General features: G+C 63.1%; 23 protein-coding genes and 1 pseudogene. 13 read left to right on the forward strand and 11 right to left on the reverse strand.

What is annotated here, in order from left to right:
- On the reverse strand, nt 1-419 hold a 419-nt coding region (locus HCZ87_RS13285; RefSeq protein WP_175582261.1), incomplete at its 3' end, for a Hint domain-containing protein.
- Nucleotides 420-545: 126 nt separating this feature from the next.
- Nucleotides 546-1,211 (reverse strand): sulfotransferase family 2 domain-containing protein, encoded by a 666-nt coding sequence (locus HCZ87_RS13290; protein WP_167644366.1) that lies wholly within the window; start codon nt 1,209-1,211, stop codon nt 546-548.
- 189 nt (nt 1,212-1,400) lie between these two features.
- Here HCZ87_RS13290 and HCZ87_RS13295 point away from each other — a divergent pair, with 189 nt between their 5' ends.
- From HCZ87_RS13295 to HCZ87_RS21070, 3 genes and pseudogenes are all read left to right on the forward strand, one after another.
- Entirely contained in the window at nt 1,401-3,029 is a 1,629-nt protein-coding gene (locus HCZ87_RS13295; RefSeq protein WP_167644367.1) for an AMP-binding protein, read from the forward strand.
- 113 nt (nt 3,030-3,142) lie between these two features.
- Nucleotides 3,143-4,153 (forward strand): hypothetical protein, encoded by a 1,011-nt coding sequence (locus HCZ87_RS13300; protein WP_167644368.1) that lies wholly within the window; start codon nt 3,143-3,145, stop codon nt 4,151-4,153.
- 65 nt (nt 4,154-4,218) lie between these two features.
- Nucleotides 4,219-4,350: pseudogene (locus tag HCZ87_RS21070) on the forward strand (VOC family protein); the annotation flags it as partial.
- Between the two features lie 11 nt (nt 4,351-4,361).
- On the opposite strand, the gene HCZ87_RS13305 reads toward HCZ87_RS21070, so the two are convergent.
- From HCZ87_RS13305 to HCZ87_RS13320, 4 genes are all read right to left on the reverse strand, one after another.
- The gene (locus tag HCZ87_RS13305) at nt 4,362-4,829 is read right to left on the reverse strand and encodes a DUF2867 domain-containing protein (RefSeq protein WP_167644369.1); all 468 of its coding nucleotides are present in this window, start codon (nt 4,827-4,829) and stop codon (nt 4,362-4,364) included.
- Between the two features lie 225 nt (nt 4,830-5,054).
- A complete protein-coding gene (groL, locus tag HCZ87_RS13310; protein ID WP_167644370.1) occupies nt 5,055-6,704 on the reverse strand; it encodes a chaperonin GroEL in 1,650 nt (549 codons plus the stop codon).
- A 62-nt stretch (nt 6,705-6,766) separates the two neighbouring features.
- On the reverse strand, nt 6,767-7,054 hold the full coding sequence (locus HCZ87_RS13315) for a co-chaperone GroES (RefSeq protein WP_167644371.1): 288 nt from the start codon (nt 7,052-7,054) through the stop codon (nt 6,767-6,769).
- Between the two features lie 249 nt (nt 7,055-7,303).
- The gene (locus HCZ87_RS13320) at nt 7,304-7,984 is read right to left on the reverse strand and encodes a DUF2161 domain-containing phosphodiesterase (protein WP_175582262.1); all 681 of its coding nucleotides are present in this window, start codon (nt 7,982-7,984) and stop codon (nt 7,304-7,306) included.
- Nucleotides 7,985-8,056: 72 nt separating this feature from the next.
- On the opposite strand from HCZ87_RS13320, the gene HCZ87_RS13325 reads away from it, so the two are divergent.
- The gene (locus HCZ87_RS13325; RefSeq protein ID WP_254868639.1) at nt 8,057-9,073 is read left to right on the forward strand and encodes a TraB/GumN family protein; all 1,017 of its coding nucleotides are present in this window, start codon (nt 8,057-8,059) and stop codon (nt 9,071-9,073) included.
- Nucleotides 9,070-10,101 (forward strand): TraB/GumN family protein, encoded by a 1,032-nt coding sequence (locus HCZ87_RS13330; protein WP_368484123.1) that lies wholly within the window; start codon nt 9,070-9,072, stop codon nt 10,099-10,101. Before HCZ87_RS13325 ends, HCZ87_RS13330 begins: the two co-directional genes overlap by 4 nt.
- Here HCZ87_RS13330 and HCZ87_RS13335 read toward each other — a convergent pair.
- Nucleotides 10,098-10,778, reverse strand: a complete 681-nt coding sequence (locus HCZ87_RS13335) for an FkbM family methyltransferase (protein WP_167644373.1) — start codon at nt 10,776-10,778, stop codon at nt 10,098-10,100. The two genes, HCZ87_RS13330 and HCZ87_RS13335, sit on opposite strands and share 4 nt — an antisense overlap.
- A gap of 216 nt (nt 10,779-10,994) precedes the next feature.
- Here HCZ87_RS13335 and HCZ87_RS13340 point away from each other — a divergent pair, with 216 nt between their 5' ends.
- Both HCZ87_RS13340 and HCZ87_RS13345 read left to right on the forward strand, forming a co-directional pair.
- Nucleotides 10,995-11,915, forward strand: a complete 921-nt coding sequence (locus tag HCZ87_RS13340) for a manganese-dependent inorganic pyrophosphatase (RefSeq protein ID WP_167644374.1) — start codon at nt 10,995-10,997, stop codon at nt 11,913-11,915.
- 198 nt (nt 11,916-12,113) lie between these two features.
- Nucleotides 12,114-12,356 carry a hypothetical protein gene (locus HCZ87_RS13345; RefSeq protein WP_167644375.1) on the forward strand — a complete coding sequence of 81 codons (243 nt, stop codon included), beginning with the start codon at nt 12,114-12,116 and terminating at the stop codon, nt 12,354-12,356.
- Between the two features lie 105 nt (nt 12,357-12,461).
- Here HCZ87_RS13345 and HCZ87_RS13350 read toward each other — a convergent pair whose 3' ends face one another.
- Both HCZ87_RS13350 and HCZ87_RS13355 read right to left on the reverse strand, forming a co-directional pair.
- Nucleotides 12,462-13,295 carry a M48 family metallopeptidase gene (locus tag HCZ87_RS13350; protein ID WP_167644376.1) on the reverse strand — a complete coding sequence of 278 codons (834 nt, stop codon included), beginning with the start codon at nt 13,293-13,295 and terminating at the stop codon, nt 12,462-12,464.
- A 91-nt stretch (nt 13,296-13,386) separates the two neighbouring features.
- On the reverse strand, nt 13,387-13,716 hold the full coding sequence (locus HCZ87_RS13355; RefSeq protein WP_167644377.1) for a DUF1801 domain-containing protein: 330 nt from the start codon (nt 13,714-13,716) through the stop codon (nt 13,387-13,389).
- A 284-nt stretch (nt 13,717-14,000) separates the two neighbouring features.
- Between HCZ87_RS13355 and HCZ87_RS13360 the strand changes: the two genes are divergently transcribed.
- The 5 genes from HCZ87_RS13360 to HCZ87_RS13380 all read left to right on the forward strand — a co-directional run bounded on the left by HCZ87_RS13360 (nt 14,001) and on the right by HCZ87_RS13380 (nt 19,265).
- On the forward strand, nt 14,001-16,046 hold the full coding sequence (locus tag HCZ87_RS13360; RefSeq protein WP_167644378.1) for a DEAD/DEAH box helicase: 2,046 nt from the start codon (nt 14,001-14,003) through the stop codon (nt 16,044-16,046).
- 68 nt (nt 16,047-16,114) lie between these two features.
- The gene (locus HCZ87_RS13365) at nt 16,115-16,990 is read left to right on the forward strand and encodes a TIGR01459 family HAD-type hydrolase (RefSeq protein ID WP_167644379.1); all 876 of its coding nucleotides are present in this window, start codon (nt 16,115-16,117) and stop codon (nt 16,988-16,990) included.
- A gap of 204 nt (nt 16,991-17,194) precedes the next feature.
- On the forward strand, nt 17,195-17,638 hold the full coding sequence (locus HCZ87_RS13370) for a MaoC family dehydratase (RefSeq protein ID WP_167644380.1): 444 nt from the start codon (nt 17,195-17,197) through the stop codon (nt 17,636-17,638).
- Between the two features lie 158 nt (nt 17,639-17,796).
- On the forward strand, nt 17,797-18,729 hold the full coding sequence (locus HCZ87_RS13375) for a bifunctional riboflavin kinase/FAD synthetase (protein WP_167644381.1): 933 nt from the start codon (nt 17,797-17,799) through the stop codon (nt 18,727-18,729).
- A 65-nt stretch (nt 18,730-18,794) separates the two neighbouring features.
- Nucleotides 18,795-19,265, forward strand: coding sequence for a YcgN family cysteine cluster protein (locus HCZ87_RS13380; protein ID WP_167644382.1), 471 nt, complete (start codon nt 18,795-18,797; stop codon nt 19,263-19,265).
- Nucleotides 19,266-19,296: 31 nt separating this feature from the next.
- Here the strand turns inward: HCZ87_RS13380 and HCZ87_RS13385 are convergent, their stop codons facing one another.
- Together HCZ87_RS13385 and HCZ87_RS13390 are read right to left on the reverse strand one after the other, a co-directional pair.
- On the reverse strand, nt 19,297-20,163 hold the full coding sequence (locus HCZ87_RS13385; protein WP_167644383.1) for an alpha/beta fold hydrolase: 867 nt from the start codon (nt 20,161-20,163) through the stop codon (nt 19,297-19,299).
- On the reverse strand, nt 20,160-20,774 hold the full coding sequence (locus HCZ87_RS13390) for a 2-hydroxychromene-2-carboxylate isomerase (RefSeq protein WP_167644384.1): 615 nt from the start codon (nt 20,772-20,774) through the stop codon (nt 20,160-20,162). The genes HCZ87_RS13385 and HCZ87_RS13390 overlap by 4 nt, the downstream gene beginning before the upstream one ends.
- 115 nt (nt 20,775-20,889) lie before the next feature.
- Between HCZ87_RS13390 and HCZ87_RS13395 the strand changes: the two genes are divergently transcribed.
- Nucleotides 20,890-21,912, forward strand: coding sequence for a ribose-phosphate pyrophosphokinase (locus tag HCZ87_RS13395; RefSeq protein WP_167644385.1), 1,023 nt, complete (start codon nt 20,890-20,892; stop codon nt 21,910-21,912).
- Nucleotides 21,913-21,957: the final 45 nt, after the last annotated feature.

A 21,957-nucleotide genomic window follows, 5' to 3' on the forward strand; every position in this document is an offset into this window, starting at 1 on the left:
GCGCGGGCAATGCCGCGGTACCCTTCCAGCGCGCAGGCCGGAACCACTGCGAAAGGATCGCCGAGACCGTCTTCGAGCAGGTCATGTTCGATCAGGATGCCCTGCTCCGGCTTCACCCAGAGCGGGTTGCGGTTGCCCAAGGCGTCGCGGGGGATGTAGATCGGGGCCATATCCTGAGCGCAGGCGGTGTCGCCCAGAACCAGAACCTGACGTTCGACGGAGGTCACCGGACGCATGCCGTGGTCAAAGGTCAGGACCTCGTCGCCGGGGCGCAGCCCTTCGACCGGGCGCCAGCCAGTGGCGGTTGCCACCATGGTGCCTGCCAGAAACCCTGCGTAGCCCGTGGACACCATCGGATAATCGGTGGTGAAGGCTTCCGCCATCGGGGAGGTCGTCCGTTTTGCAAACCAATCCAGCATGTTCCTGTCCTTTCGACTTCTCTGTGCTTCGGTCCTCTGGGGCTCGAAGCTCCAATCGCCGTTCCGTGACATCGTTATAGCAGTCCGGTCGGGCCTGGGCGCGGTCTCTTAGGGTTCCGCTCATACTCAAAGGGATAGGGGTGAATCGTTAAAAGAGTATTCAAATGCTGCAATATCGGTAGCGCAACACTGCCTTACGGCGTCAATTGCGCGTGAATCATAGTAAATACGCCAGTCTCGCTGGCGGTTTGAGTCGTTGACGCGGGGCAGATCCAGCGCGAATCCCAGATGGTCGAACAATGGCCGGGCATCAGAGGCGAAATGCTCCAGCCGTATATAAAGGCTGCAATGTTCCTGACCATCCGACTGACGCATGTAAGAAGAGGCCGGCGTTTCGGCAAAGGCGCGCATCACCAGCGGGTGCGTGATGAAACTGGTAAACGACAAGCGCTGTGCCAGCGGCACCAGTGGGTGGTCAAAGCGCTGTGTCTGAAGCCAGTGATAGAGGCTGACGGCGCGGTCCCAGGGGTTGCGCACCAGGGTAAAGGTAAACATCTGGCGCAGATCCGCGCGTGACGCCAGACCTTCGATATCGGCCAGGGTTGAGTGTTTCCACAGCCGCCCGCGGGTTTTCACGTCCGATATCCGATGGCGGCGTTTGCGCGCCTTGGGCGTATCGCCGAGCATCTCGTCATCGGCCATGGCCCGTGCCTCCAGCGCCAGGGCCAGAGCGGTTCCGCCGGTCTTGGGGATATGGATAAAAACGTAGTTGCGGCCGCGTGACAGGATCATATCGCAGCAATACCCTATTCCCTGCTACAAGATACAGGCAAGATACAGGCAGGACGGGGCGCTGTGACCGGCTGCCCCGCACCGCAGCAAACTGCCCGTGCTGCATCTCATCTCTTTCATTTTCCGCAGCCTCGGCGCAGTATCTTCCGACGCGCGGGGAGGCGCGAGCCAAAAAAGAGGGAGGCACCCATGGGCTGGTTGGCGGATGAAACGGGATTGGAGCGGACTGCGGCGAATTTTGTGGCCCTGACACCGCTGTCGCATTTGCAACGGGCGGCGCAGGTCTTTGCCGAGGAAGAGGCGCTGGTCTATGGCACGACACGCCACACCTATGCGCAGTATCATGCCCGCTGTACCCGGCTGGCCTCGGCGCTGGCCGACCTTGGCGTCAAACCTGGCGATGTGGTGGCAACGCTTCTGCCCAATGTGCCGGCGCAGGTGGAGGCCCATTTCGGCGTGCCTGCCTGTGGCGCGGTGCTGAACACCATCAACACCCGGCTTGATGTGGATACGGTCGCCTATATCTTTGACCATGGTGGCGCCAAGGTGGCGCTGGTGGACAGCGAGGTCCTGCCCCTGGCCGAGGCGGCAAAGGCGCAGCAGGAGGGCGAAGGGCCACTGCTCATCGAGGTGCCGGACGCCGAGGCCGGCGTCAGTGCCTCCGGGCGCTACACGGCCTATGAAGATCTGCTGGCCGGGGCCGCGCCCGAATTCGACTGGATCCTGCCGCAGGACGAATGGGAGAGCCTGGCGCTGAACTATACCTCCGGCACCACCGGGCGGCCCAAGGGCGTGGTCTATCACCATCGCGGCGCCTATCTGATGACCATGGGCACCGTTGTCTCCTGGCGGCTGCAAATGCGGCCGGTCTACCTCAGCATCGTGCCGCTGTTTCATTGCAACGGCTGGAATCACGCCTGGATGATGCCACTGCTGGGCGGGACATTGGTGTGCTGCCGCCATATCACCGCCGAGACCATGTATGAGGCGATCGCAACCGAGCGGGTCAGCCATTTTGGCGGCGCACCGATCGTGCTCAATATGCTGGTGAATACCAAACCGGACCAGCGCCGCGCCTTTGACCATACGGTGGAGGTCTTTACCGCAGGCGCGCCCCCTGCCCCGGCCACGCTGCAAAAGATCGAAGCGCTCGGCTTTCATATCACCCAGGTCTACGGGCTGACCGAAACCTATGGCCATGTCACCGAATGCCTGTGGAACGACCTTGCCTGGGGCGGGCTTGACGGGGCCGAGCGCGCTGCCATCAAGGCGCGTCAGGGCGTCGCCTTTCCAATGATGGAAGAGGTCACCGTGCTGGATGATGCGCTGAACCAGGTGCCACTGGATGGCAAGACCCAGGGCGAGATCGTGATGCGCGGCAATTCGGTGATGAAGGGCTATCTCAAAAATCCCGAAGCCACCAAGGAGGCCTTTCGCGGCGGCTATTTCCACTCCGGCGATATTGCGGTGCAGCATCCCGACGGCCACATCCAAATCGCCGATCGGGCCAAGGATATCATCATCTCGGGCGGTGAGAATATCTCCTCTGTCGAGGTCGAGGGCGTCTTGATGGGTCACCCCGATGTCAATCTCGCTGCTGTGGTGGCCAGGCCGGACGAAAAATGGGGCGAGGTGCCCTGCGCCTTTGTCGAGCTGAAAGAGGGCGCAACCGAGGATGAAGCGGCGCTGATTGCCTTTGCGCGCCAGACCCTCGCTGGCTTCAAGACGCCAAAGTCGGTGATTTTCGGCGAGCTGCCCAAGACCTCTACCGGCAAAATCCAGAAGTTCGAGCTGCGCAAACGGTTCAAGACCTTCTGAAGGCACGAAAAAACACTCACAGCCGGGCGGTTTCACGGCCAAATCGGTTTGCCGCCGCCCCGCTGCATGCTAAAGCTTGGGGATAACATTCAGCGAGCAGGCAGAGCGGCCCCATGACCGTACTCCGGGAATTTCAGCGGCTCGAAGCGACGGGGATCTGGCGCCCCTCGCCCGAGGATCAACGACGCGACGTGATTATCTCGCTCGGCGATGCGACGCTGACCGTCACCGATATGAAGGACCGCCCGCTGGCGCATTGGTCGCTGGCGGCGGTGGAGCGCGCCAATCCCGGCGTGTTTCCCGCGATCTTCCATCCCGATGGCGACCCCGGCGAAACGCTGGAGATCGCCGAGGATGAGGTCACCATGCTCGCCGCCATCGACACCGTGCAGCATGCGATCGAACGCGCCCGCCCTCACCCCGGACGGCTTCGGCTCGTGGGGGTGCTGGTGGCACTGGCCTGCGTGATCGCGCTTCTGGTCTTTGCCCTGCCCCAGGTCATGCGCGCGCAGGCGCTGTCGGTGGTCTCCGATGTGCATCGCAAGGCCATTGGCCAGGCGCTCCTGGGCCGGATCGAGCGGGTTTCCGGTCAGGCCTGTTCCAGCCCCGAGGCCAATCCGATCCTGAAGAAACTCGCAGCGCGCACTGACGTGCGCCGCGTTGCGGTGATGCGCGCCGGCGTCTCCGAGAGCCTGATGCTGCCCGGCGGAATCGTGCTCCTGAACCGCAGCTTGGTGGAGGATTTCGAGGACCCCGCCGTCGCGGCCGGGGCACTGCTGGTGGAACGCGCCCGGGCGCAGTTCCACGACCCGATGGCGGATCTTCTGGACATCGGCGGCCTTGGCGCCACCTTCCGGCTGCTGACCACCGGCGAAATTCGCCGCGACACGCTGGACCGCTATGCTGCCGTGATGCTCGCCACGCCCCGCCCTCCGGTGCCCGAGGACCCCTTGCTGGCCGAATTCGCCCGCGCCGCCGTGCCCTCCACACCCTATGCCTATGCCCGTGATGCCAGCGGCGAAACCACGCTCGGCCTGATCGAGGCCGATCCGATGGCCGGCCGCGAACTCGCCCCGGTTCTGAACGACCGCGACTGGGTGCAACTCCAGAACATCTGCGGCTAGGATCAGCGCCATATAAATGTCGGGCAGGGGCCGCTCCTTGCCGCGATGCCAGGGTGTCGGCAACATCGGACGAGGGCCAACCCGGTTTCCGAACCTCCTATGGCCCCCACTTCTCCGTCGGTTCTCTCCGGGATCCCTCCGGCAACAAGATCGCCTTGGTCGCCATCAATCCGAAAGAACCTAACCGCGACGGCTAGCACGCGCCCCGCTATTTCACATTGGCCAGCAATCGCCGCACGATCAGCTTGTGAAACGGCGTGATCAGGAAAATATAGAGATAGCCGAACCAATGCCGCCGCCGCACGAATGTCGCAAGCGAAACCTCGCTGCCCTCCGGCCCGGCTGCGGTCCGCGTCACGATGCGGAAATCCAGATGCCAGTCGTCAAAGCCAGCAACCACCGTGTCCTCACTCTGACTGAGGATCGGAAAGCCCCCGGCCTGAGCCTGATCGACCGAGATCTCCCCCGCCTTCAAGCCAATCAACCCAACGATCCTGTTGCGCAGCCCGTTCAACACCAGGATCCAGCGCGGCGGACGCTCGCCGAACATCATATCCACAGCCGTGCTCGCGTCTAAATTCGGGATGCGAGAGCCCGTCTGATAGGCATCCGCCCAATTCGCCGCCGCAAGATAGCCGCCGGGCAAGGTAACCTCGATCTTGTGAATTCTGGACATAATAGCACTTTCGAAAAGACAGGAGCTCGCCTTCCAGCTAGCACGGCGCAGGCGCCGCAACGACGCGGCCCATTGACGCGATCCCGCCCCCTTTTCATCTTTTCTCAAATATCCCGGAGCGCGAGGCAGAGCCTCGCATCCAACCTGACCTCCAAAGCCCGGACCAAAAAAAGGGCCGCCCGGAGGCGACCCTTTCCCAATCATCCAGGGATGGATGGGCGTGGCTTACATCATGCCGCCCATGCCGCCCATGCCGCCCATGTCGGGCATGCCGCCGCCAGCGGAGCCTTCCTTGGCCGGTTTGTCGGCAACCATCGCCTCGGTGGTGATCAGCAGACCCGCGATGGAGGCTGCGTCTTCCAGCGCGGTGCGGGTCACTTTGGCCGGGTCGATCACGCCGAAGGAGAACATGTCGCCATATTCTTCGGTCTGCGCGTTGAAGCCAAAGGTCTTGTCTTCGGACTCGCGGACTTTGCCTGCAACAACCGCACCGTCAACACCGGCGTTTTCGGCGATCTGACGCAGCGGCGCTTCCAGCGCGCGGCGCACGATGGCGATACCGGCGTTTTGATCGGCGTTGGCACCGGTCAGACCGTCCAGCGATTTGCCAGCCTGAACCAGGGCAACACCGCCACCGACGATCACGCCTTCCTGCACGGCTGCGCGGGTTGCGTTCAGCGCGTCGTCCACACGGTCTTTGCGCTCTTTCACTTCAACCTCTGTCATGCCGCCGACGCGGATCACAGCAACACCGCCTGCCAGTTTGGCAACGCGCTCTTGCAGTTTTTCACGGTCGTAATCAGAGGTGGTTTCCTCGATTTGGCGACGGATCTGAGCAACACGTGCTTCGATCTCCGCTTTCTCGCCTGCACCGTCAACGATGGTGGTCTCGTCTTTGGTGATCTGAACTTTCTTGGCGGTGCCAAGCATGTCCATGGTCACCGACTCGAGCTTCATGCCGAGATCTTCCGAGATCACCTGGCCGCCGGTCAGGATCGCGATGTCTTGCAGCATGGCCTTGCGGCGATCGCCGAAGCCCGGTGCTTTGACAGCTGCGATTTTCAGACCGCCGCGCAGTTTGTTGACAACCAAGGTTGCCAGCGCTTCGCCTTCGACGTCTTCCGCGATGATCAGGAGCGGTTTTTGCGACTGGATCACTTGCTCCAGCAGCGGCACCATCGGTTGCAGCGAGGAGAGTTTCTTCTCGTGCAGCAGGATGATGCAGTCTTCCAGCTCGGTGGTCATCTTGTCGGCGTTGGTCACGAAGTAGGGCGACAGGTAGCCGCGGTCGAACTGCATGCCTTCAACAACATCGGTCTCGGTTTCCAGACCTTTGTTTTCTTCGACGGTGATGACGCCGTCGTTGCCGACTTTCTGCATCGCGTCGGCGATTTGACGACCGATTTCAGCTTCGCCGTTGGCGGAGATGGTGCCAACCTGTGCCACTTCGTCGGAGTCTTTGACTTCGCGCGCCATGGCTTTGATCGCTTCAACAACCTTGTCGGTTGCCAGGTCGATGCCGCGCTTCAGGTCCATCGGGTTCAGACCGGCAGCAACCTGCTTCAGGCCTTCTTTGACGATGGATTGCGCCAGAACGGTGGCGGTGGTGGTGCCGTCGCCAGCTTCGTCATTGGTGCGGGAAGCAACTTCCTTCACCATTTGCGCGCCCATGTTTTCGAACTTGTCTTCCAGTTCGATTTCCTTCGCCACGGATACACCGTCCTTGGTGATGCGCGGTGCGCCGAAGGATTTTTCCAGAACCACGTTGCGGCCTTTGGGGCCCAGGGTCACTTTAACCGCGTCGGCGAGGATGTTCACGCCGTTCAGCATGCGGTTGCGGGCATCTGTATTGAACTTGACGTCCTTAGCAGCCATTTTTCAGTCTCCTTGAGAATACTGTCTTACTGTTGCGATGAAGATGTGTCGGAGCCGCAGGCTCAGACGATCACACCCATGATGTCGCTTTCTTTCATCATCAGCAGCTCTTCGCCGTCGACGGTGACTTCGGTGCCGGACCATTTGCCGAACAGGATGGTGTCACCCTCTTTCACGGCCATCGCGATCAGCTCGCCGCTATCCTTGCGCGCACCTTCGCCACAGGCGACAACAACGCCTTCGGACGGTTTTTCTTTGGCGCTGTCAGGAATGATCAGACCACCGGAGGTTTTTTCTTCGCTTTCGGTACGGCGAACCAGCACCCGGTCATGAAGCGGTTTCAATGCCATCTTTGCAGCTCCTCAAAAGGCTCAAAGTGTTTTCCTTTCCCCGCGCCCAGAATGGGCCGCAGAGACGTTAGCACTCACCTAAGTCGAGTGCTAACTGCTGGATAGGTAGGCAGTGAGGGGGAGTGTGTCAACAGCGGGCTGCGGGAAAATTTGAGGATTTTTTGTGACAGCCGCAACGGGTGGATGCGAGGGGCCAGCCCCTCGCGCGCCCCGGGATATTTGGAAAAAGATGAAGGAACAGGATGGTGCCTAGTTCGTTGGTGCGGTGCCCGCCGGGGACGGCCAATCCGCAGGTTCACACGCGCCTTTCTCTGTCAGTGTATAGACGCCCTTGGTCGCGCGTTCGAACCAGCCGTAGTGATTGGAGTACATCACCTGCGTTGCACGCGTAACGCCGGTGGCTCGGGCGATCTCGGCACCGGGGGCGGGGCCATGTTTGGACAGGTAGGCAGCACAGGTCAGGGCGTCCTGACGGTAGCCGGTCATCAGCCCGCCCCTGGTGGCGCCACCGGTGTTGGGGTCGCCCTGGATGCGATTGAATTCACGCAGCAGTCGGGCCTGCTTTGACTTAGATTTGCGCGGCGCATAGGGGCCGGGATCGCATTGCACCTCGGCGCGGCCATCGTCGCGGATGGTGATGAAGCCAAGCCCGAGGCGACGGCAGAGCGCCAGATTATCCTTGAGTGCCCGGCGCGCGGTTTTTCCGGTCGGGCGCGGCGCCGCCAAATAGACCAGATCGGTCACCGCAAGCCGTGCCACCGCCTGATGGAACAGCGCCAGCGAGAGGCGCAGCTTCAGCTCCACCACTAGGGGGGGCTCGCTGCCGCGCACTGCCACCACGTCGGCAGCGCCGACTTCGCCCTTGACCGTATAGCCCTGAGCCTCCAGCAGCGCCTTTACCGGGGCGTAGAGATCCTGTTCACGTTGCATCGCGCCCATGCTTGCCCCGCCCGGGCGGCAATGGCAATGTGGCGAGAGGCAAAACAATCGAGCAGGGCCATGATGACCGGATTTTTCTCTTGCCTGCGCCCTGCGCGTCTGGCGCTGATGGTCGGGACCCTGGCCGCCAGCGCCGGGAGCGGCGACGCCGCCTGCACCGGCGTGGACCTGCGCGATATTGCACCCCCGGCGATGCTGGCGGAGGTTGAGGCCGAAATCGCCCGCACCCCTTATGCGCATGGGTTGCGCTGGATCGCCACACGCGGCGACCGGCAGCTGCATATCATCGGCACCATGCATCTGAACGACCCGCGTCATGCGCCCTTGGTGGCGGCGATGGCCCCGGCGATCGAACAGGCCGACGCCATGCTGGTAGAGATGAACCCTGCCGACAAGGCCGCCATGGACCAAGAACTCGCGGCGGAGCCGGAGTTGGTGTTCATCACCGAAGGTCCCACATTGATCGACCGGCTCCCCGATGCAGACTGGCAGGAAATCGCCGACCTGGCCCGGGCAGCGGGTATTCCGACGTTTATGGCGGCCAAGATGCGGCCCTGGTTCCTGTCGATGTCGCTCTCAGTGCCGCAATGCGCTCGCGACATTCCCAATGTCACCGAGGGGCTGGATATGCAGCTGATGGCGGTGGCCGAGGCGGCCTCGGTGCCGGTGCACTCGCTCGAAGATCCGCTGGGCATTTTCCGCAGGCTTGATGCCGCGCCGCTGGAGGAGCAGGTCGCCGAGCTGCGCAGCTATATGGCGATGATGGTGGTCAGCGGCGATGAATTCTACACCATGCTGGAAAGCTACTTTGAGGGCGAGGTGCAGGCCTTCACCCTGCTTCAGCTGAAGGAATTTCTGGCCGCGGATGCGCCGGTGCCGGTGGCCGAGCGGCAGGCCCAGGCCGAAGAGCTGATGACGGCGCTCTTGAGTGATCGTAACCGCGCCTGGGTGCCGGTCATCGAGGCCACTGCGGGCGACGCGCTGGTGGTGGCGGTGGGCGCGGCCCATTTGCCGGGCGAGGATGGCCTGCTGGCGCTGCTGGCGGCGCAGGGCTATGTGATCGAACCGGTGGCGCCGTGAGGGCGCGCGCGCTCCTCCGCACCGCGCTCGCCGCACTGGCGCGGCTGTTTGCCCTGGCGCTTGTGTTAACTCTCGGCAGCACTGCACAGGCCAGCGCCGAGCGCTGCCGTGGCATCGACCTGCGCGACCATCTTACCGCCGCCGCCCGCGCCCGGCTGGATCAGGATCTGCAAAAGATCCCCTATGCGCTTGGCAATCACTGGCTGGCGCAAAAGGGCGATCAGCGCATCCATATCATCGGCACCCAGCACAGCGGCGACGCCCGCATGTTTGCCATGATGCGGCAGATCCGACCGGTGATCGAACAGGCCGATGCGGTCTTTCTGGAGGTCACAGAGGAGCAGATGCAGACGACCGAGAATGCCCCCGCGCATCTGGACCGTTATATCCTGCTGCCGCGTGGGCAGCGGCTCGACCGGATGATGTCGGCCGAGGACTGGCATCTGCTCAGCGCCCGACTGGCGGTCTATGGCATCCCCGCCGAGGCCGCCGCCGGGATGCAGCCCTGGTATCTCTCGGACTATCTGACCGGCACCGATTGCACCAAGCGCGGCATTGGCGTGCGGCGCGGACTCGACGACCGGATCGAGCGCGCGGCCCGACGCGCCGCCACCCCGACGCTGGGGCTGGAGGCACCGGAAACCGGGCTCGCCGCCCTGGCCGCCATGCCGCTGCACGACCAGCTGCAACTGCTGCTTCTGGACCTCAAGAGCAAGACCCGCCACGCTGACCTCTATGTCACCCTGTCGGAATCCTATTTCGACGACCGCCTGACCGAAGGCCGCATCCTGATGAGCTGGATGATCTACCGCGACCTGCCGGTGCCCCGTGCCAAGGTCCACCGGCTGTTGCGCAGTTTTGACCGCCAGGTGCTGGAAAAGCGCAACCGTGCCTGGGCCAAACGCCTGCAAGCGCGACCCGAAAAACTGCTGGTGGTTGCTGTCGGCGCCGCCCATCTGGCGGGCAACGCGGGGCTCCTGAACCTTCTGGCGCAGCGCGGCTATACGCTCTCGCGCGTCACCGATTAGCGCGGCTTCACACGGCGAAAGCCGATCAGCGACCCGTTGGAGCAGCCCGGATCATAGGTCAGCCCGCTTTTTGACATGCAATCCACCATCGTCTGGATTGCGCTATTGTCATATTTTGCGGGGTGGAGTTCCATGATCACCTGCCGCACATGTCGCGGCCAGCGACGGCTGAACAGATATTGCTCGGCCCCCTCCACATCCAGGATGACCACATGCGGCCGGTGCCGGGCAAAAAGATCCGTCAGCCGGATCGCGGGCACCTCGACCAGGTCTTCCTCCGCCGCCCCCATCTCGGCCACCGCCGAGCCCCAAAAGGCGGGTGCCGCGCGAAACAGCAATGTCTGTTCTTCGAAATCCGGCCCGACCACCGCCCCATGCACCAGCTGCGCCTCTGTCGCGCCATTGAGGTCGAGGTTATGGCGGATCACCTCCAGCGTGTTGGGGTTGGCCTCAAGCGTGAGGATATTGGCCGGATCGGTGATCTGCGCGCAGATGGAGCTGATATAGCCAACGCCGCCGCCCAGCTCCAGCACCCGCAGCCCCGGCTTCACCCGCATCCGCGCCGCCCGGGCCTCGCTGCGCTCATAGCCGCCACTGGCCAGTTTCGCGGCGATCTTGGGGGTCAGAAACCCCTCCGGCACCTCAAGCGGCACACCGCCGATATCAAACCGCGCCATGGTCAATCCCCTTTGCTGCACCGCGCCCCTATGCGCCGCCCTGCCCGAGGCTAAAGCCTGCGGCGCGATATTTCCACGGCTGGAAACCGGACGATCCGCCTGCGAGCCTTGCATGCCGCACATTGCCGCTCCCGCGTTACTGGCGGGGGGGCAAACAGCGGCGCCCTGCTCTAAAGCGCCCAAACACCCCCAAGCCTGGCAGACAGGATAAAAAAGATGACCACGCTCGTTTTTGGCCACAAATCCCCCGATACCGATTCCACCGGCTCTCCGATCATCTGGTCCTGGTACCTGAATGAGATCAAGGGCGAAGCCGCAACCCCGGTCCTTCTGGGCACGCCCAACACCGAGGCCGCCTTTGTGGTGGAAAAATGGGGCACTGAAACCCCGGCGATCCAGACCGAATTTGACGCTGGTCAGCGCGCCGTGATCGTGGACACGAACAACCCCGCCGAGCTGCCCGACAACATCAACGAGCTGGACGTTGTGGCGATCATCGACCACCACAAGCTGGTCGGCGGCCTGGAAACCAAAGGCCCGATCGACATCACCGTGCGCCCGCTGGCCTGCACCGCCACCATCATGCATGACCTGATGGGCGATGACGCCGCCAAGATGCCCGACAACATCAAGGGTCTGATGCTTTCCTGCATCCTGTCCGACACGCTGGAGTTCCGCTCGCCCACCACCACCGAGCACGACAAGGCACTGGCGCAGAAACTCGCCAGCGAGCTGAACCTCGACCTCGGCGCCTATGCTGCCGAGATGTTCGCCGCCAAATCCGACGTCTCTGCCTTCTCCGACGCGGAACTGATTCGCATGGATTCCAAGGAATATGAGGTCGAGGGCACCAAGTTCCGCGTCTCGGTTCTGGAAACCACCGCACCGGAGATCCCGCTGGGCCGCAAGGACAGCCTGATGGAGAGCTTCAAGACCGTCCAAGCCGAGGATGGCGTCGATCAGGTGCTGCTGTTTGTGGTGGATATCCTGAAAGAAGAAGCCACCCTGCTGGTGCCCAACGATCTGGTCAAAACCGTCGCGGAAAAATCCTTTGATGCCAAGGTCGAAGGCGATCTGGTGGTGCTGCCGGGGATCATGTCGCGCAAGAAACAGATCATCCCGAACCTCAAGGTCTGATCACGCATTTCCCGATAGGTTTTGTGATCAACGCCCCCTCCCAACGAGGGGGCGTTTTTGCACCTTGGGGAGGCTTCTATGCGAATGCGTAGCTCGGGCACGACCGGATAGGGCGAACTGTCCCCTGCCCAATTCCCTTCGGCTTAAAACCCTATAAACTTTCCTTCTGGTAGAGTTACCAAGTAGGTGGAGTGACGCGTGATGGTAAATCGCCTGGTGGCAGAAAATGCAAAACTCGTGGCCTTTTTGGTCGGAGCCGTGCTGATCATGACGGTCAGCCGCGAGGCGTTGATCATGATCTACCTGGGCTGTGGTTTTGTGTGGTTTATCGTCTGGCTTCTGGCTGGCGATCACGCGACGGTGGATCGCGAAAACCGTCACGCCAGCAAGAAATCCTTCGACCTCGGCCTGCTGGGCGGCAAATACTCGCAGCCCGACTAGGGTTCAGAGCCCCACTGCCATCTATCTCCTTGCGCCGCCGACAGAGGCTCCTGCCACAGCCTCCCCGATCCAAACACCAGCGCCCTCTCGCGCCCCTATTGCACCCTATTGCGCCGGGCGCAGCCCTTGTTGCGCGTCGATTTCGGCCTTCGTGGCCAGCACGGTCGCGACGCGCTTTTCATCCGCCGGATGGGTGCCCCAGAAGGAATAGCCGCCCCCCGCGCCGCGCGCCGGTTCCGCCCGGGCAAAGAACTTTGCACCCTCCACCGGATCATACCCCGCCGCCGAGGAGATCCGCGTGCCCAATGTGTCGCTCTCCAGCTCATAGGCTTTGGAATAGGCGATGGAGCCCACCGCCGCGCCTGCACCCAGACCCAGTTCCACCGCGCCGCCGTCATAATTGCCCGCCGCAGCGGTGGCCACACCCGCAATCGCCCCGGCCAGCAGCGCGCCTGCGACCACCTGCTGCTGTTGTTTTTCGATATGGCGGCCGATCAGATGGCCATATTCATGCGCCAGCACAAAGGCGACTTCGTCATCGCTGGCGGTCTCCTTGATCAGCGGCATGGAGATGCGAATCACCGGCTGGCGCTGCTGATAGGTGAAATAGGCGTTGGGCTGCTTCATCTCGGGATCAATGGCGATATCGACATTGCAGTTAAAGCCCGCCCGCGTCGCTGTCAGCTCCTGACAGGCGCGCTGCCCGGCAACCCGGATGCGTGGTGCCACCCGGTCAAACCGCGCCTGCGCCGCCGAGGTGCTGAGCGGGGCGGGCTTTGGCGCGCTGCGCGCCTCGGCGAACATCGCCCGCGCCTGATCGGTATAGGCGCCCGAGCTGTCGGGCAGCTGATAGGTGGTGCCGCAGGCGCTGGCCGTCAACAGCACCCCGGTGGCCAAAATGGCAGAAACGGAAGATCGGGAAACGCGCAGGACCATCATCTGATATCGCTCTGTCTGGAGTTTGGGTCGAAACAGCCCGCAGATTAGCAGCCCCCGCGGCTGTCACAAGGGTGCAATTCCGTGCTGCTGGTCAGGCCGCGCCCGCAAGCGCCTGACGCAAGAACCCCTCCGTGCCTTTGGCCATCACGTCGCCGCTGCTGCGAAATTTCAGATGCCGCCGCATCTTGCCCTTGCCCTCCAACATGGCATCGGGATCGTCAAAGGAGGCCCCCTGCGAGAACTCCAGCGAGACATGCCCGCTATAGGTATAGATCCCACCGACAAAGCGGTCGCTGTCAGGGGTCGGCGCGATCACCAAGCCGCCGTATTTCGGCAGGTAGCGGGCCTGGGGCGCGAGATCCTCGACGATCAATCTCAGCACGGCGTGGATCGCTTCGGCATCGGTGGCGCTGAATGTCATTCTGCTCTGGCTCCTGTCGCGTATATCCGGCACATCGCACAAAGACATGCCACGGCGGAACGATGTCGCGCTACCAGCTGCCCGTCAATGGTCCCCTGCCCGCCGCGCGCCAGCCCGGCAAAGATCCGCAGCGGCACATGGAAAACGCAAGGCTGCCATGCATGCGGGATGTGCAGCGGTGCTATACAAACGCCGCGCAGTGCGCTATAGGCGCGAGCTTGATACATTCGGCGCCTGTCGGCCCTGCCCTCCCGCGCCCCTCTTCGATATGAACGGATCCCCTCTTGATACCCACCTTGCAGCAGGCGCTGGAGCGCCGCGGTTACAGCTCTCTCACCCCAGTGCAGGAGGCGGTCTCCGACCCGGATCTGGCGGGTGTGGATCTGTTGGTCTCGGCCCAGACCGGATCGGGCAAGACGGTGGGCTTCGGCCTCGCCATTGCGCCGACGATTCTGGGCGAGGATGGCCGCTTTGAGCGCGCAGGCACGCCGCTGGCGCTGGTGATCGCACCGACGCGCGAACTGGCCTTGCAGGTCAAACGCGAGCTGACCTGGCTCTATGGTGACGCGGGCGCGGTGCTGGCCTCCTGTGTGGGCGGCATGGACATGCGCGACGAACGCCGCAGCCTGGAGCGCGGCGCGCATATCGTTGTGGCCACACCGGGCCGCCTGCGCGACCACATCACCCGTGGCTCCATCGACCTCAGCGGTGTTGCTGCCGTGGTACTGGACGAGGCCGACGAGATGTTGGATCTGGGCTTTCGCGAGGATCTGGAGTTCATCCTCCAGGAAACCCCGAGCGAGCGCCAGACTTTGCTGTTCTCGGCCACCGTCTCCAAGCCGATCGCCACGCTGGCGCAGACCTATCAGAACGACGCGCAGCGGATTTCCACGATCAACAAATCCGAGCAGCACAGCGATATTTCCTACCTCAGCCATGTGGTTGCGCCGCATGATGTTGAAAACGCCATCATCAACGTGCTGCGGTTTCACGAGGCCCCCAATGCCATCGTCTTTGCCAATACACGCGCCGCGGTGAACCGGCTGCTGACGCGGCTTTCGAACCGGGGTTTTCAGGTGGTGGCGCTCTCGGGTGAACTAAGCCAGGCCGAACGCGCCGGCGCCTTGCAGGCGATGCGCGATGGCCGCGCCCGGATCTGTGTCGCCACCGATGTTGCGGCGCGCGGGATCGACCTGCCGAACCTCGATCTGGTGGTACATGCGGATCTGCCCTCCAGCCATGAAACCCTGCTGCACCGCTCGGGCCGTACCGGGCGTGCCGGGCGCAAGGGCGTCAGCGCGCTGATGGTCACGCCGCGCTCCGTGCGTAAGGCCGAGCGCCTGCTGCGCGATGCCAAACTCTCGGCGGAATGGGTCGATGCGCCCTCGGCCGATGATGTGCGCGGTCGCGATCTCGACCGGATGATCTCTGATCCCTCCTGGAGCGAGGCCGCCCCCGAAAGCCAGGCCGAGACGCTGGCCAAACTGGTCGAGAGCTTCAGCGCCGAACAACTTGCCGCTGGTTATCTGCGGCTCTGGTCCGCCGCGCGCTCTGCGCCGGAAGAGCTGACCGATGTGGGCGCCATGGATGCGCGCAAGAAAAAAGAAGACCGCGCACCCTTTGGCCCCTCGGTCTGGTTCTCCATTGCCGGAGGCCGTGACGCGGGCGCCGATCCGCGCCGCCTGCTGCCGATGCTCTGCAAGGCCGGCGGCATCGACAAATCCGCCATTGGGGCGATCCGCATCACCGACAAGCAAAGCTATGCCGAAATCGCCCAGGACAAGGTCGAGGGCTTCATGGCGACCCTGGCCGGTGAAATGGCGCTGGACGATGGTTCCGCCTTGGAACGTCTGAACGAGGCGCCCAACCTGCCGCAACGCTCCAAACCGCCCTTCCGCAAGGGTGGCGGTGATCGGGGAGACCGTGGGGAACGGGGCAGCTATGACCGCAAACCCGCCGGTGATCGTGGTGGCTATGAGCGAAAGGGCGGCGCCGGCCGTCGCGATGACCGTGGCGACAGCAAGGGCGAGTATAAAGGCGAGCGCAAACCGCGCTGGGATCGGGACGAAAGCGCCGAGCCCGCGATCAAACCGCGCGCGGCCAAACCCCGCCCCAGCGGCGAGAGGCCGGCCTATGACAAGCCCCGTGGCGACAAGCCGAAGTTCGACAAGCCCCGCGGCGACAAGAAATTCGACAAGCCGCGCGCGGACAAGCCCAAAGGCCCGCCGCCGCCCAAGGGCAAGCCCAACAGCAAGAAAAACAAGGCCCGCGCCTCCGGCCCAGCCAGCGACACCTCCAAGCGCTTCACCCCGCCAAAGAAAAAGGGCTGAGACTGGCCAAAGCGGGCGACCTCTGCCATAGGAATATAAACCTGTTCCTTGCGCACTGAGGTCGCCCCATGAGCCAGATCATCTCCGCCCTTTCTGACGTCTCCGCCAAGTATAAGGCGCTGTTTGTGGACCTCTGGGGCTGCGTGCACAATGGTATCACCGCCTACCCGGAGGCCGTCGCAGCCCTGCAAGCCTATCGCCAACAGGGCGGCGTTGTTGTGCTGGTCACCAACTCCCCTAAACCGCGTGCAGGAGTTGCCGAACAACTGACCCAATTCGGCGTGCCCGATGATGCCTATGACACCATCGCCACCTCCGGCGATTCCGCCCGGGCGGCGATGTTTACCGGCGCGGTGGGTCAGAAGGTCTATTTCATGGGCGAATGGGAACGCGACGCGGGCTTCTTTGCGCCGATGAATGTGATTCACGATCCGGTCGAAATCACGCGCGTGCCGCTCAAGGAGGCCGAAGGCATCGTCTGCTGCGGCCCCTTTGACACCCTGGCCGACCCGGAGGTCAACCGCGCTGATTTCCTCTATGCCAAGCAAATGGGGATGAAGCTCCTCTGCGCCAATCCCGACATCGTGGTGGATCGCGGCGAGATCCGCGAATGGTGCGCCGGGGCGCTGGCCAAGCTCTATACCGAGATGGGCGGCGAGAGCCTGTACTTTGGCAAACCCTACCCGCCGATCTACGATCTGGCCCGCCGTCGTCTGGCCGAGCTGGGGCATGATTTTTCCGATCAGGAGATCATGGCAATCGGTGACGGGCCGCAGACCGATATCTCCGGCGGCATCGGCGAAGGGCTCGATACGCTCTTTATCACCGGCGGGCTGGCCGCAAGGGACACCAAGACCGAGCAACAGCCCGATGCCGCCGCGCTGGAACACTACCTTGCAGGCGAACAGGTCTCGCCGACCTATGCCATCGGCTTTCTGCGCTAAGATCTGCACCAGCACGCCAAACGGGCCCGCTTTCTCCGACAGGAGAAGGCGGGCCTTTTCTGTCGCCCGCATGGGCGCCCACTGGATCTAACACCGCCGTCGCCGCAGAAGCGCGCTTGACTTTCTGCACTTGCGAGGTAATAAAATTACCAACTTAACCACATTGCGGTCTTTATATTTCCGCAAGAACTCACGGAGACCGGGATGTTGGACAATCTTCCGCGCGGCACCATCTGCATCGAAGACATCGAGATGGGCATGATCCGCTATCTGCGCAAACAGGTCACCGACCGCGACATTGAACTCTTTGCCGAGGTCTCAACGGATCGCAACCCGGTGCATCTGGACGAAGACTATGCGCAGGACACCATGTTTGACGGCCGCATCGCCCATGGCATGCTGACCGCAGGGCTGATCTCGGCCGTGATCGGCGAGCAACTGCCGGGTCATGGCAGCATCTATATGAGCCAGTCGCTCAAGTTCCTCGCCCCGGTGCGCCCTGGCGATATGGTGCTGGCAGAGGTCGAGGTCACCGGCATCGAGATCGACAAACGGCGGGTCAAGCTCGACTGCCGCTGTATGGTCGATGGCAAAAAGGTGCTGGTCGGCGAGGCCATGGTGATGGCGCCCTCCCGCAAATTCGATTGAGCCGCCAGCGATTGCGGTGCAGCATCGTTGGGAGCCTCCGGCGGGGATATTTGGAAAAAGATGAAATGAAAGAGATCCGCGCTTCGGCGAGTGCGGGCGAAGGCAAGAGAGGCCACAGACCCCTTGCGTCGCCCAGCCCCTGCGGCTAGGGAAGCGCCATGCGCATTATCCGGGATTATCAATTCGTCGAACAGCGGGATCGCGGCGCCACTGTGGCGATCGGCAATTTCGACGGCGTTCATCGTGGGCACCGCTCGGTCATTGATTTGGCCCGGGCGGCCGTGCCGGATGCCCCTTTGGGGGTGATGACCTTTGAGCCGCATCCGCGCGAGTTCTTTGCCCCTGATGCCCCGCCCTTTCGCCTGATGTCGCCGGAGGCCAAGGCGCATCGGCTGGAAAAAATCGGGGTCGAGCGGCTCTATCAGCTGAATTTCAACCATGCGCTGTCCTCCCTCTCGCCCGAGGGATTTGCCCGGAAGGTGATCGCCGAGGGTCTGGGGCTGTCGCATGTGGTGGTTGGCGCGGATTTCTGCTTTGGCAAGGGACGCCTCGGCACGGCTGCGGATTTGCAGCGCTTTGGCGCCGAGATGGGGTTTGGTGTGACCATTGCGCCCCTCATGGCCTATTCCGAGGATACGGTTTCCTCCACTGCCATTCGCACCGCATTGAGCGAGGGCCGCCCGCGTGATGCCGCCGCCATGCTCGGCCATTGGCACCGGATCGAGGGCGAGGTGATTGGCGGCGAACAGCGTGGCAGAGAGCTCGGCTTTCCCACCGCCAACCAGTCGATCGACGGGCTGCATCCGCCCGCTTTTGGTGTCTATGCGGTGCTGGTGGATGTGCTGGACGGGCCCCACGCGGGCAGCTATCAGGGCGCGGCCTCTGTCGGGGTGCGGCCGATGTTTGACGGCGAGCATCCCAACATAGAGAGCTACCTGTTTGATTTCAGCGGTGATCTCTACGGGGCGCGGATCTCGGTTGCCCTGGTGGACTATCTGCGCCCGGAAGCCACCTTTGACGGGTTGGAGCCCTTCATCGCCCAGATGCGGGCCGACTGCGATCAGGCGCGCGCGCTGCTGGACGCGCTCTAGGCGCCTCTGCCGCCGCCCCCTCCTGTCGTCATGCGACCCCTATCTAAAGCCGGAGACAGCCAGATATGACCAATCACATCGACCGCGATGGCCTGTCGCCCCGCTTCTGGGAGCGCAAGTCGTTGAAGAATCTCAACCGGAAGGAATGGGAAGCGCTTTGCGACGGCTGTGGTAAATGCTGCCTCAACAAGCTGGAGGATGAGGACACCGGCGAGGTAGAGCTCACCCGCGTGGCCTGCCGCCTGCTGGATGACCAAAGCTGCCAATGCGCGCACTATGAGACGCGGCATTCCTTTATCCCCGAATGTATCGTCCTGACGCCGGAGAACCTCGACACCCATGCCTATTGGATGCCGCAGACCTGCGCCTATCGGCTGTTGTGGGAGGGCCGCACCCTGCCCGACTGGCACCCGCTGCTGACCGGCGACCCGGAGAGCGTGCATCGTGCCGGGGTGACCCTGCGCGGCATGACCGTGTCGGAGTTTGACACGCCGCTGGAAGACTGGGACGATTATATCATCGAAGAGCCGGTCTGAGCCGATCCTGTCCCGACCGGCCCGGACAGGGTCAGCCCGCTGCCTCCTGCCAGAAGGTTTCAAGCAGGCCCGCAAGCACCTGCGGATGTGTCACTGGCAGCATATGACCGGCGCCGGGCACCTCGGCCTCTTTCGCGGCTGGGATCCGCTCTGACAGCGCTGCCATCACCGCCCTCATGATCGGCTGCGTCTCTTCTCCCATGACCAGGTAGACCGGCATCGGCAAGCTCTCCAGCGCGCCGGGAGCCAAGAGACCGGTCACATCCTCATAGAGCTGGGCATTGCAGGCCATCACCGCGGAGAAGGCGCGCATCATGGCGGCGCGGCTGCTTTCGGGCAGATCGGGCCATTTCGGATGCTCCGCGCCCCAGAGCCGGTTGAAGCGCCGCGTCGCCTGCTCCAGCTCGCCCGCCTCGTAGAGTTGCTCTACCATACCATGTTCCGTCCGCAGCTGCGCCTCCGCGATTGCAGCCGCGCCGGTGGCGTCAGCCGCATTGCGCCCGATGGCGGCGGCAAAGAGCACCGGTTCGATCAAGGTCAACGAGCGTATCATCGCGGGCTCGGCCTGAGCCATGGCGAGCGCAACGATCGCCCCAAAGGAATGGCCGATCACATCCACTGGCGCGCCGTTTCGCGCCACTTCCGCCGCCAGCAACGCCAAGCCGGCCTCGGTGTTGCGCAGTTGCAGGTTCCCCTGCCCATCCCAGTCGGGGCTGCGCCCATGGGACAAGAGATCAAACCCGGTCAGCGTGACCTGCGTCTCGCCAAGTGCCCCGGCGAGGCCGCGCCAGGCGCCGGAATGCCCCAGGGAGCAATGCACCGCGAAGAGCTGCCTTGGCCCCGACCCAAAGCTGCGATGAAACACCTGTTGCGCCGGCGTGACGCTGGCGAGGCTCATGCGCCTTCCGGCGCAGGCCGGCCCGACAGATGCCAATCCAGATCGTCCAGCCGATCCTGCCCCCAGAATGCCTCGCCATCCTCCGTCACATAGAAGGGCGCGCCAAACACCCCCGCGCGCACTGCATCCTCGAGGTTTTGCGCATAGATCTCCGCGCCGGTCAGAAGGCCGCTATCCGCCAGCGCGGGGTCGAAACCGGCGCCTTCGAGAAGGGCGCGGATCACGTCATCCTCGGCGATGTTCTTCTCTTCCGCCCAGCAGGCGCGCAGGGTGGCATGCACCAGCGCGCCAAGATCGCCACCGCCTGCCTTCTGCGCTGCGATGATCGCATAAGAGGACGGTGCCGCATTGGTCGGCCAATGGGCGGGCTGCACGGTCAGCGGCATGCCCAGTCGCGCGGCCTGACGGACCACCTCTTGCTTGCGGTACTCCATCCGCGCCGGGTGGCGATCCTTGGGTGCCTGCCCGCCGGTGCGCGGAAACAATGCCATGATATCGAGCGGTTTATAGGTGATGTCAGCACCATGGCGCGTCGCGATCTCTTCCAACCGCGTCCCGGCCAGGTAGCTAAAAGGCGACAAGGTCGAGAAATAATAGTCGATATGGGCCATGGGGCGGTTCCTTGTGGGAAGAAATGGGCTTAGAGCTAGGACTGAACCTAGGCGCATGTTAAGCGGGGTTCAATATCACGAATCTGTCACATTGCTGCCTGGGGAAAATCAGCCAATGCCGACCTTGAACGAACCCAAGCTTATCGCTGGGAACGCCAACCTTCCTCTTGCCAAATCCATTTCGCGCCGCATGAGCCTGCATCGGGGGGTTGATCAAGACCTCGTCGATGCACGTGTCGAGCGTTTTAATGATGGCGAGATCTTTGTCGAAGTCTTTGAGAACGTGCGCGGCGAGGATATGTTCATTATCCAGCCGACCTCGAACCCGGCCAATGACAACCTGATGGAGCTGCTGGTCATCTCCGATGCGCTGCGCCGCTCCTCGGCCCAGCGGATCACCGCGGTGATCCCCTATTTCGGCTATGCCCGTCAGGACCGCCGCACCAAGGCCCGCACGCCGATCACCGCCAAGCTGGTGGCCAATATGCTGACCGGCGCCGGCATCGAGCGGGTGCTGACGCTGGACCTGCACGCGGCGCAGATCCAGGGCTTCTTTGATATCCCGGTGGACAACCTCTATGCCAGCCCGATCTTTGCGCTGGATGTGAAGGAACAGTTCAAGGGCCAGATGGGCGACCTTATGGTGGTCTCGCCCGATGTCGGCGGCGTCGGCCGCGCGCGGGAGCTGGCCAAGCGCATCGACGCGCCGCTGTCGATCGTCGACAAGCGCCGCGAAAAACCCGGCGAAGTGGCCGAGATGACGGTGATCGGCGACGTCACCGACAAGATCTGCCTGATCGTGGACGACATGTGCGACACCGCCGGGACGCTCTGCAAGGCGGCGCAGGTGCTGTTGGACAACGGCGCCAAGGAGGTGCACGCCTATATCAGCCACGGCGTGATGTCCGGCCCGGCAGTCGAGCGGGTCAGAAACTCGGTAATGAAATCGCTGGTGCTGACGGATTCGATCCAGCCGACACAGGCGATCCTGGATGCGCCCAATATCCGCATCCTGCCCACCGCGCCGCTATTCACCCAGGCGATCCTGAACATCTGGCATGGCACCTCGGTGTCGTCACTGTTCGAAGACCGCACCCTGATCCCGATCTATGAATCGCTCTACCCCGGCCAAGTCTGAGGCTGAGTGATCGAGAAACAAGAACGCCCCGCTGGACATCCAGCG

The sequence above is a fragment of the Phaeobacter sp. HF9A genome (genome assembly GCF_011806385.1).
GTDB lineage: Bacteria > Pseudomonadota > Alphaproteobacteria > Rhodobacterales > Rhodobacteraceae > Epibacterium.

Coding starts and splice junctions, on each gene's coding strand:
- HCZ87_RS13290 (WP_167644366.1), bottom strand. CDS start 1,211: ATGATCCTGTCACGCGGCCGCAACTACGTTTTTATCCATATCCCCAAG.
- HCZ87_RS13295 (WP_167644367.1), top strand. CDS start 1,401: ATGGGCTGGTTGGCGGATGAAACGGGATTGGAGCGGACTGCGGCGAAT.
- HCZ87_RS13300 (WP_167644368.1), top strand. CDS start 3,143: ATGACCGTACTCCGGGAATTTCAGCGGCTCGAAGCGACGGGGATCTGG.
- HCZ87_RS13305 (WP_167644369.1), bottom strand. CDS start 4,829: ATGTCCAGAATTCACAAGATCGAGGTTACCTTGCCCGGCGGCTATCTT.
- groL (WP_167644370.1), bottom strand. CDS start 6,704: ATGGCTGCTAAGGACGTCAAGTTCAATACAGATGCCCGCAACCGCATG.
- HCZ87_RS13315 (WP_167644371.1), bottom strand. CDS start 7,054: ATGGCATTGAAACCGCTTCATGACCGGGTGCTGGTTCGCCGTACCGAA.
- HCZ87_RS13320 (WP_175582262.1), bottom strand. CDS start 7,984: ATGCAACGTGAACAGGATCTCTACGCCCCGGTAAAGGCGCTGCTGGAG.
- HCZ87_RS13325 (WP_254868639.1), top strand. CDS start 8,057: ATGACCGGATTTTTCTCTTGCCTGCGCCCTGCGCGTCTGGCGCTGATG.
- HCZ87_RS13335 (WP_167644373.1), bottom strand. CDS start 10,778: ATGGCGCGGTTTGATATCGGCGGTGTGCCGCTTGAGGTGCCGGAGGGG.
- HCZ87_RS13340 (WP_167644374.1), top strand. CDS start 10,995: ATGACCACGCTCGTTTTTGGCCACAAATCCCCCGATACCGATTCCACC.
- HCZ87_RS13350 (WP_167644376.1), bottom strand. CDS start 13,295: ATGATGGTCCTGCGCGTTTCCCGATCTTCCGTTTCTGCCATTTTGGCC.
- HCZ87_RS13355 (WP_167644377.1), bottom strand. CDS start 13,716: ATGACATTCAGCGCCACCGATGCCGAAGCGATCCACGCCGTGCTGAGA.
- HCZ87_RS13365 (WP_167644379.1), top strand. CDS start 16,115: ATGAGCCAGATCATCTCCGCCCTTTCTGACGTCTCCGCCAAGTATAAG.
- HCZ87_RS13370 (WP_167644380.1), top strand. CDS start 17,195: ATGTTGGACAATCTTCCGCGCGGCACCATCTGCATCGAAGACATCGAG.
- HCZ87_RS13375 (WP_167644381.1), top strand. CDS start 17,797: ATGCGCATTATCCGGGATTATCAATTCGTCGAACAGCGGGATCGCGGC.
- HCZ87_RS13380 (WP_167644382.1), top strand. CDS start 18,795: ATGACCAATCACATCGACCGCGATGGCCTGTCGCCCCGCTTCTGGGAG.
- HCZ87_RS13385 (WP_167644383.1), bottom strand. CDS start 20,163: ATGAGCCTCGCCAGCGTCACGCCGGCGCAACAGGTGTTTCATCGCAGC.
- HCZ87_RS13390 (WP_167644384.1), bottom strand. CDS start 20,774: ATGGCCCATATCGACTATTATTTCTCGACCTTGTCGCCTTTTAGCTAC.
- HCZ87_RS13395 (WP_167644385.1), top strand. CDS start 20,890: ATGCCGACCTTGAACGAACCCAAGCTTATCGCTGGGAACGCCAACCTT.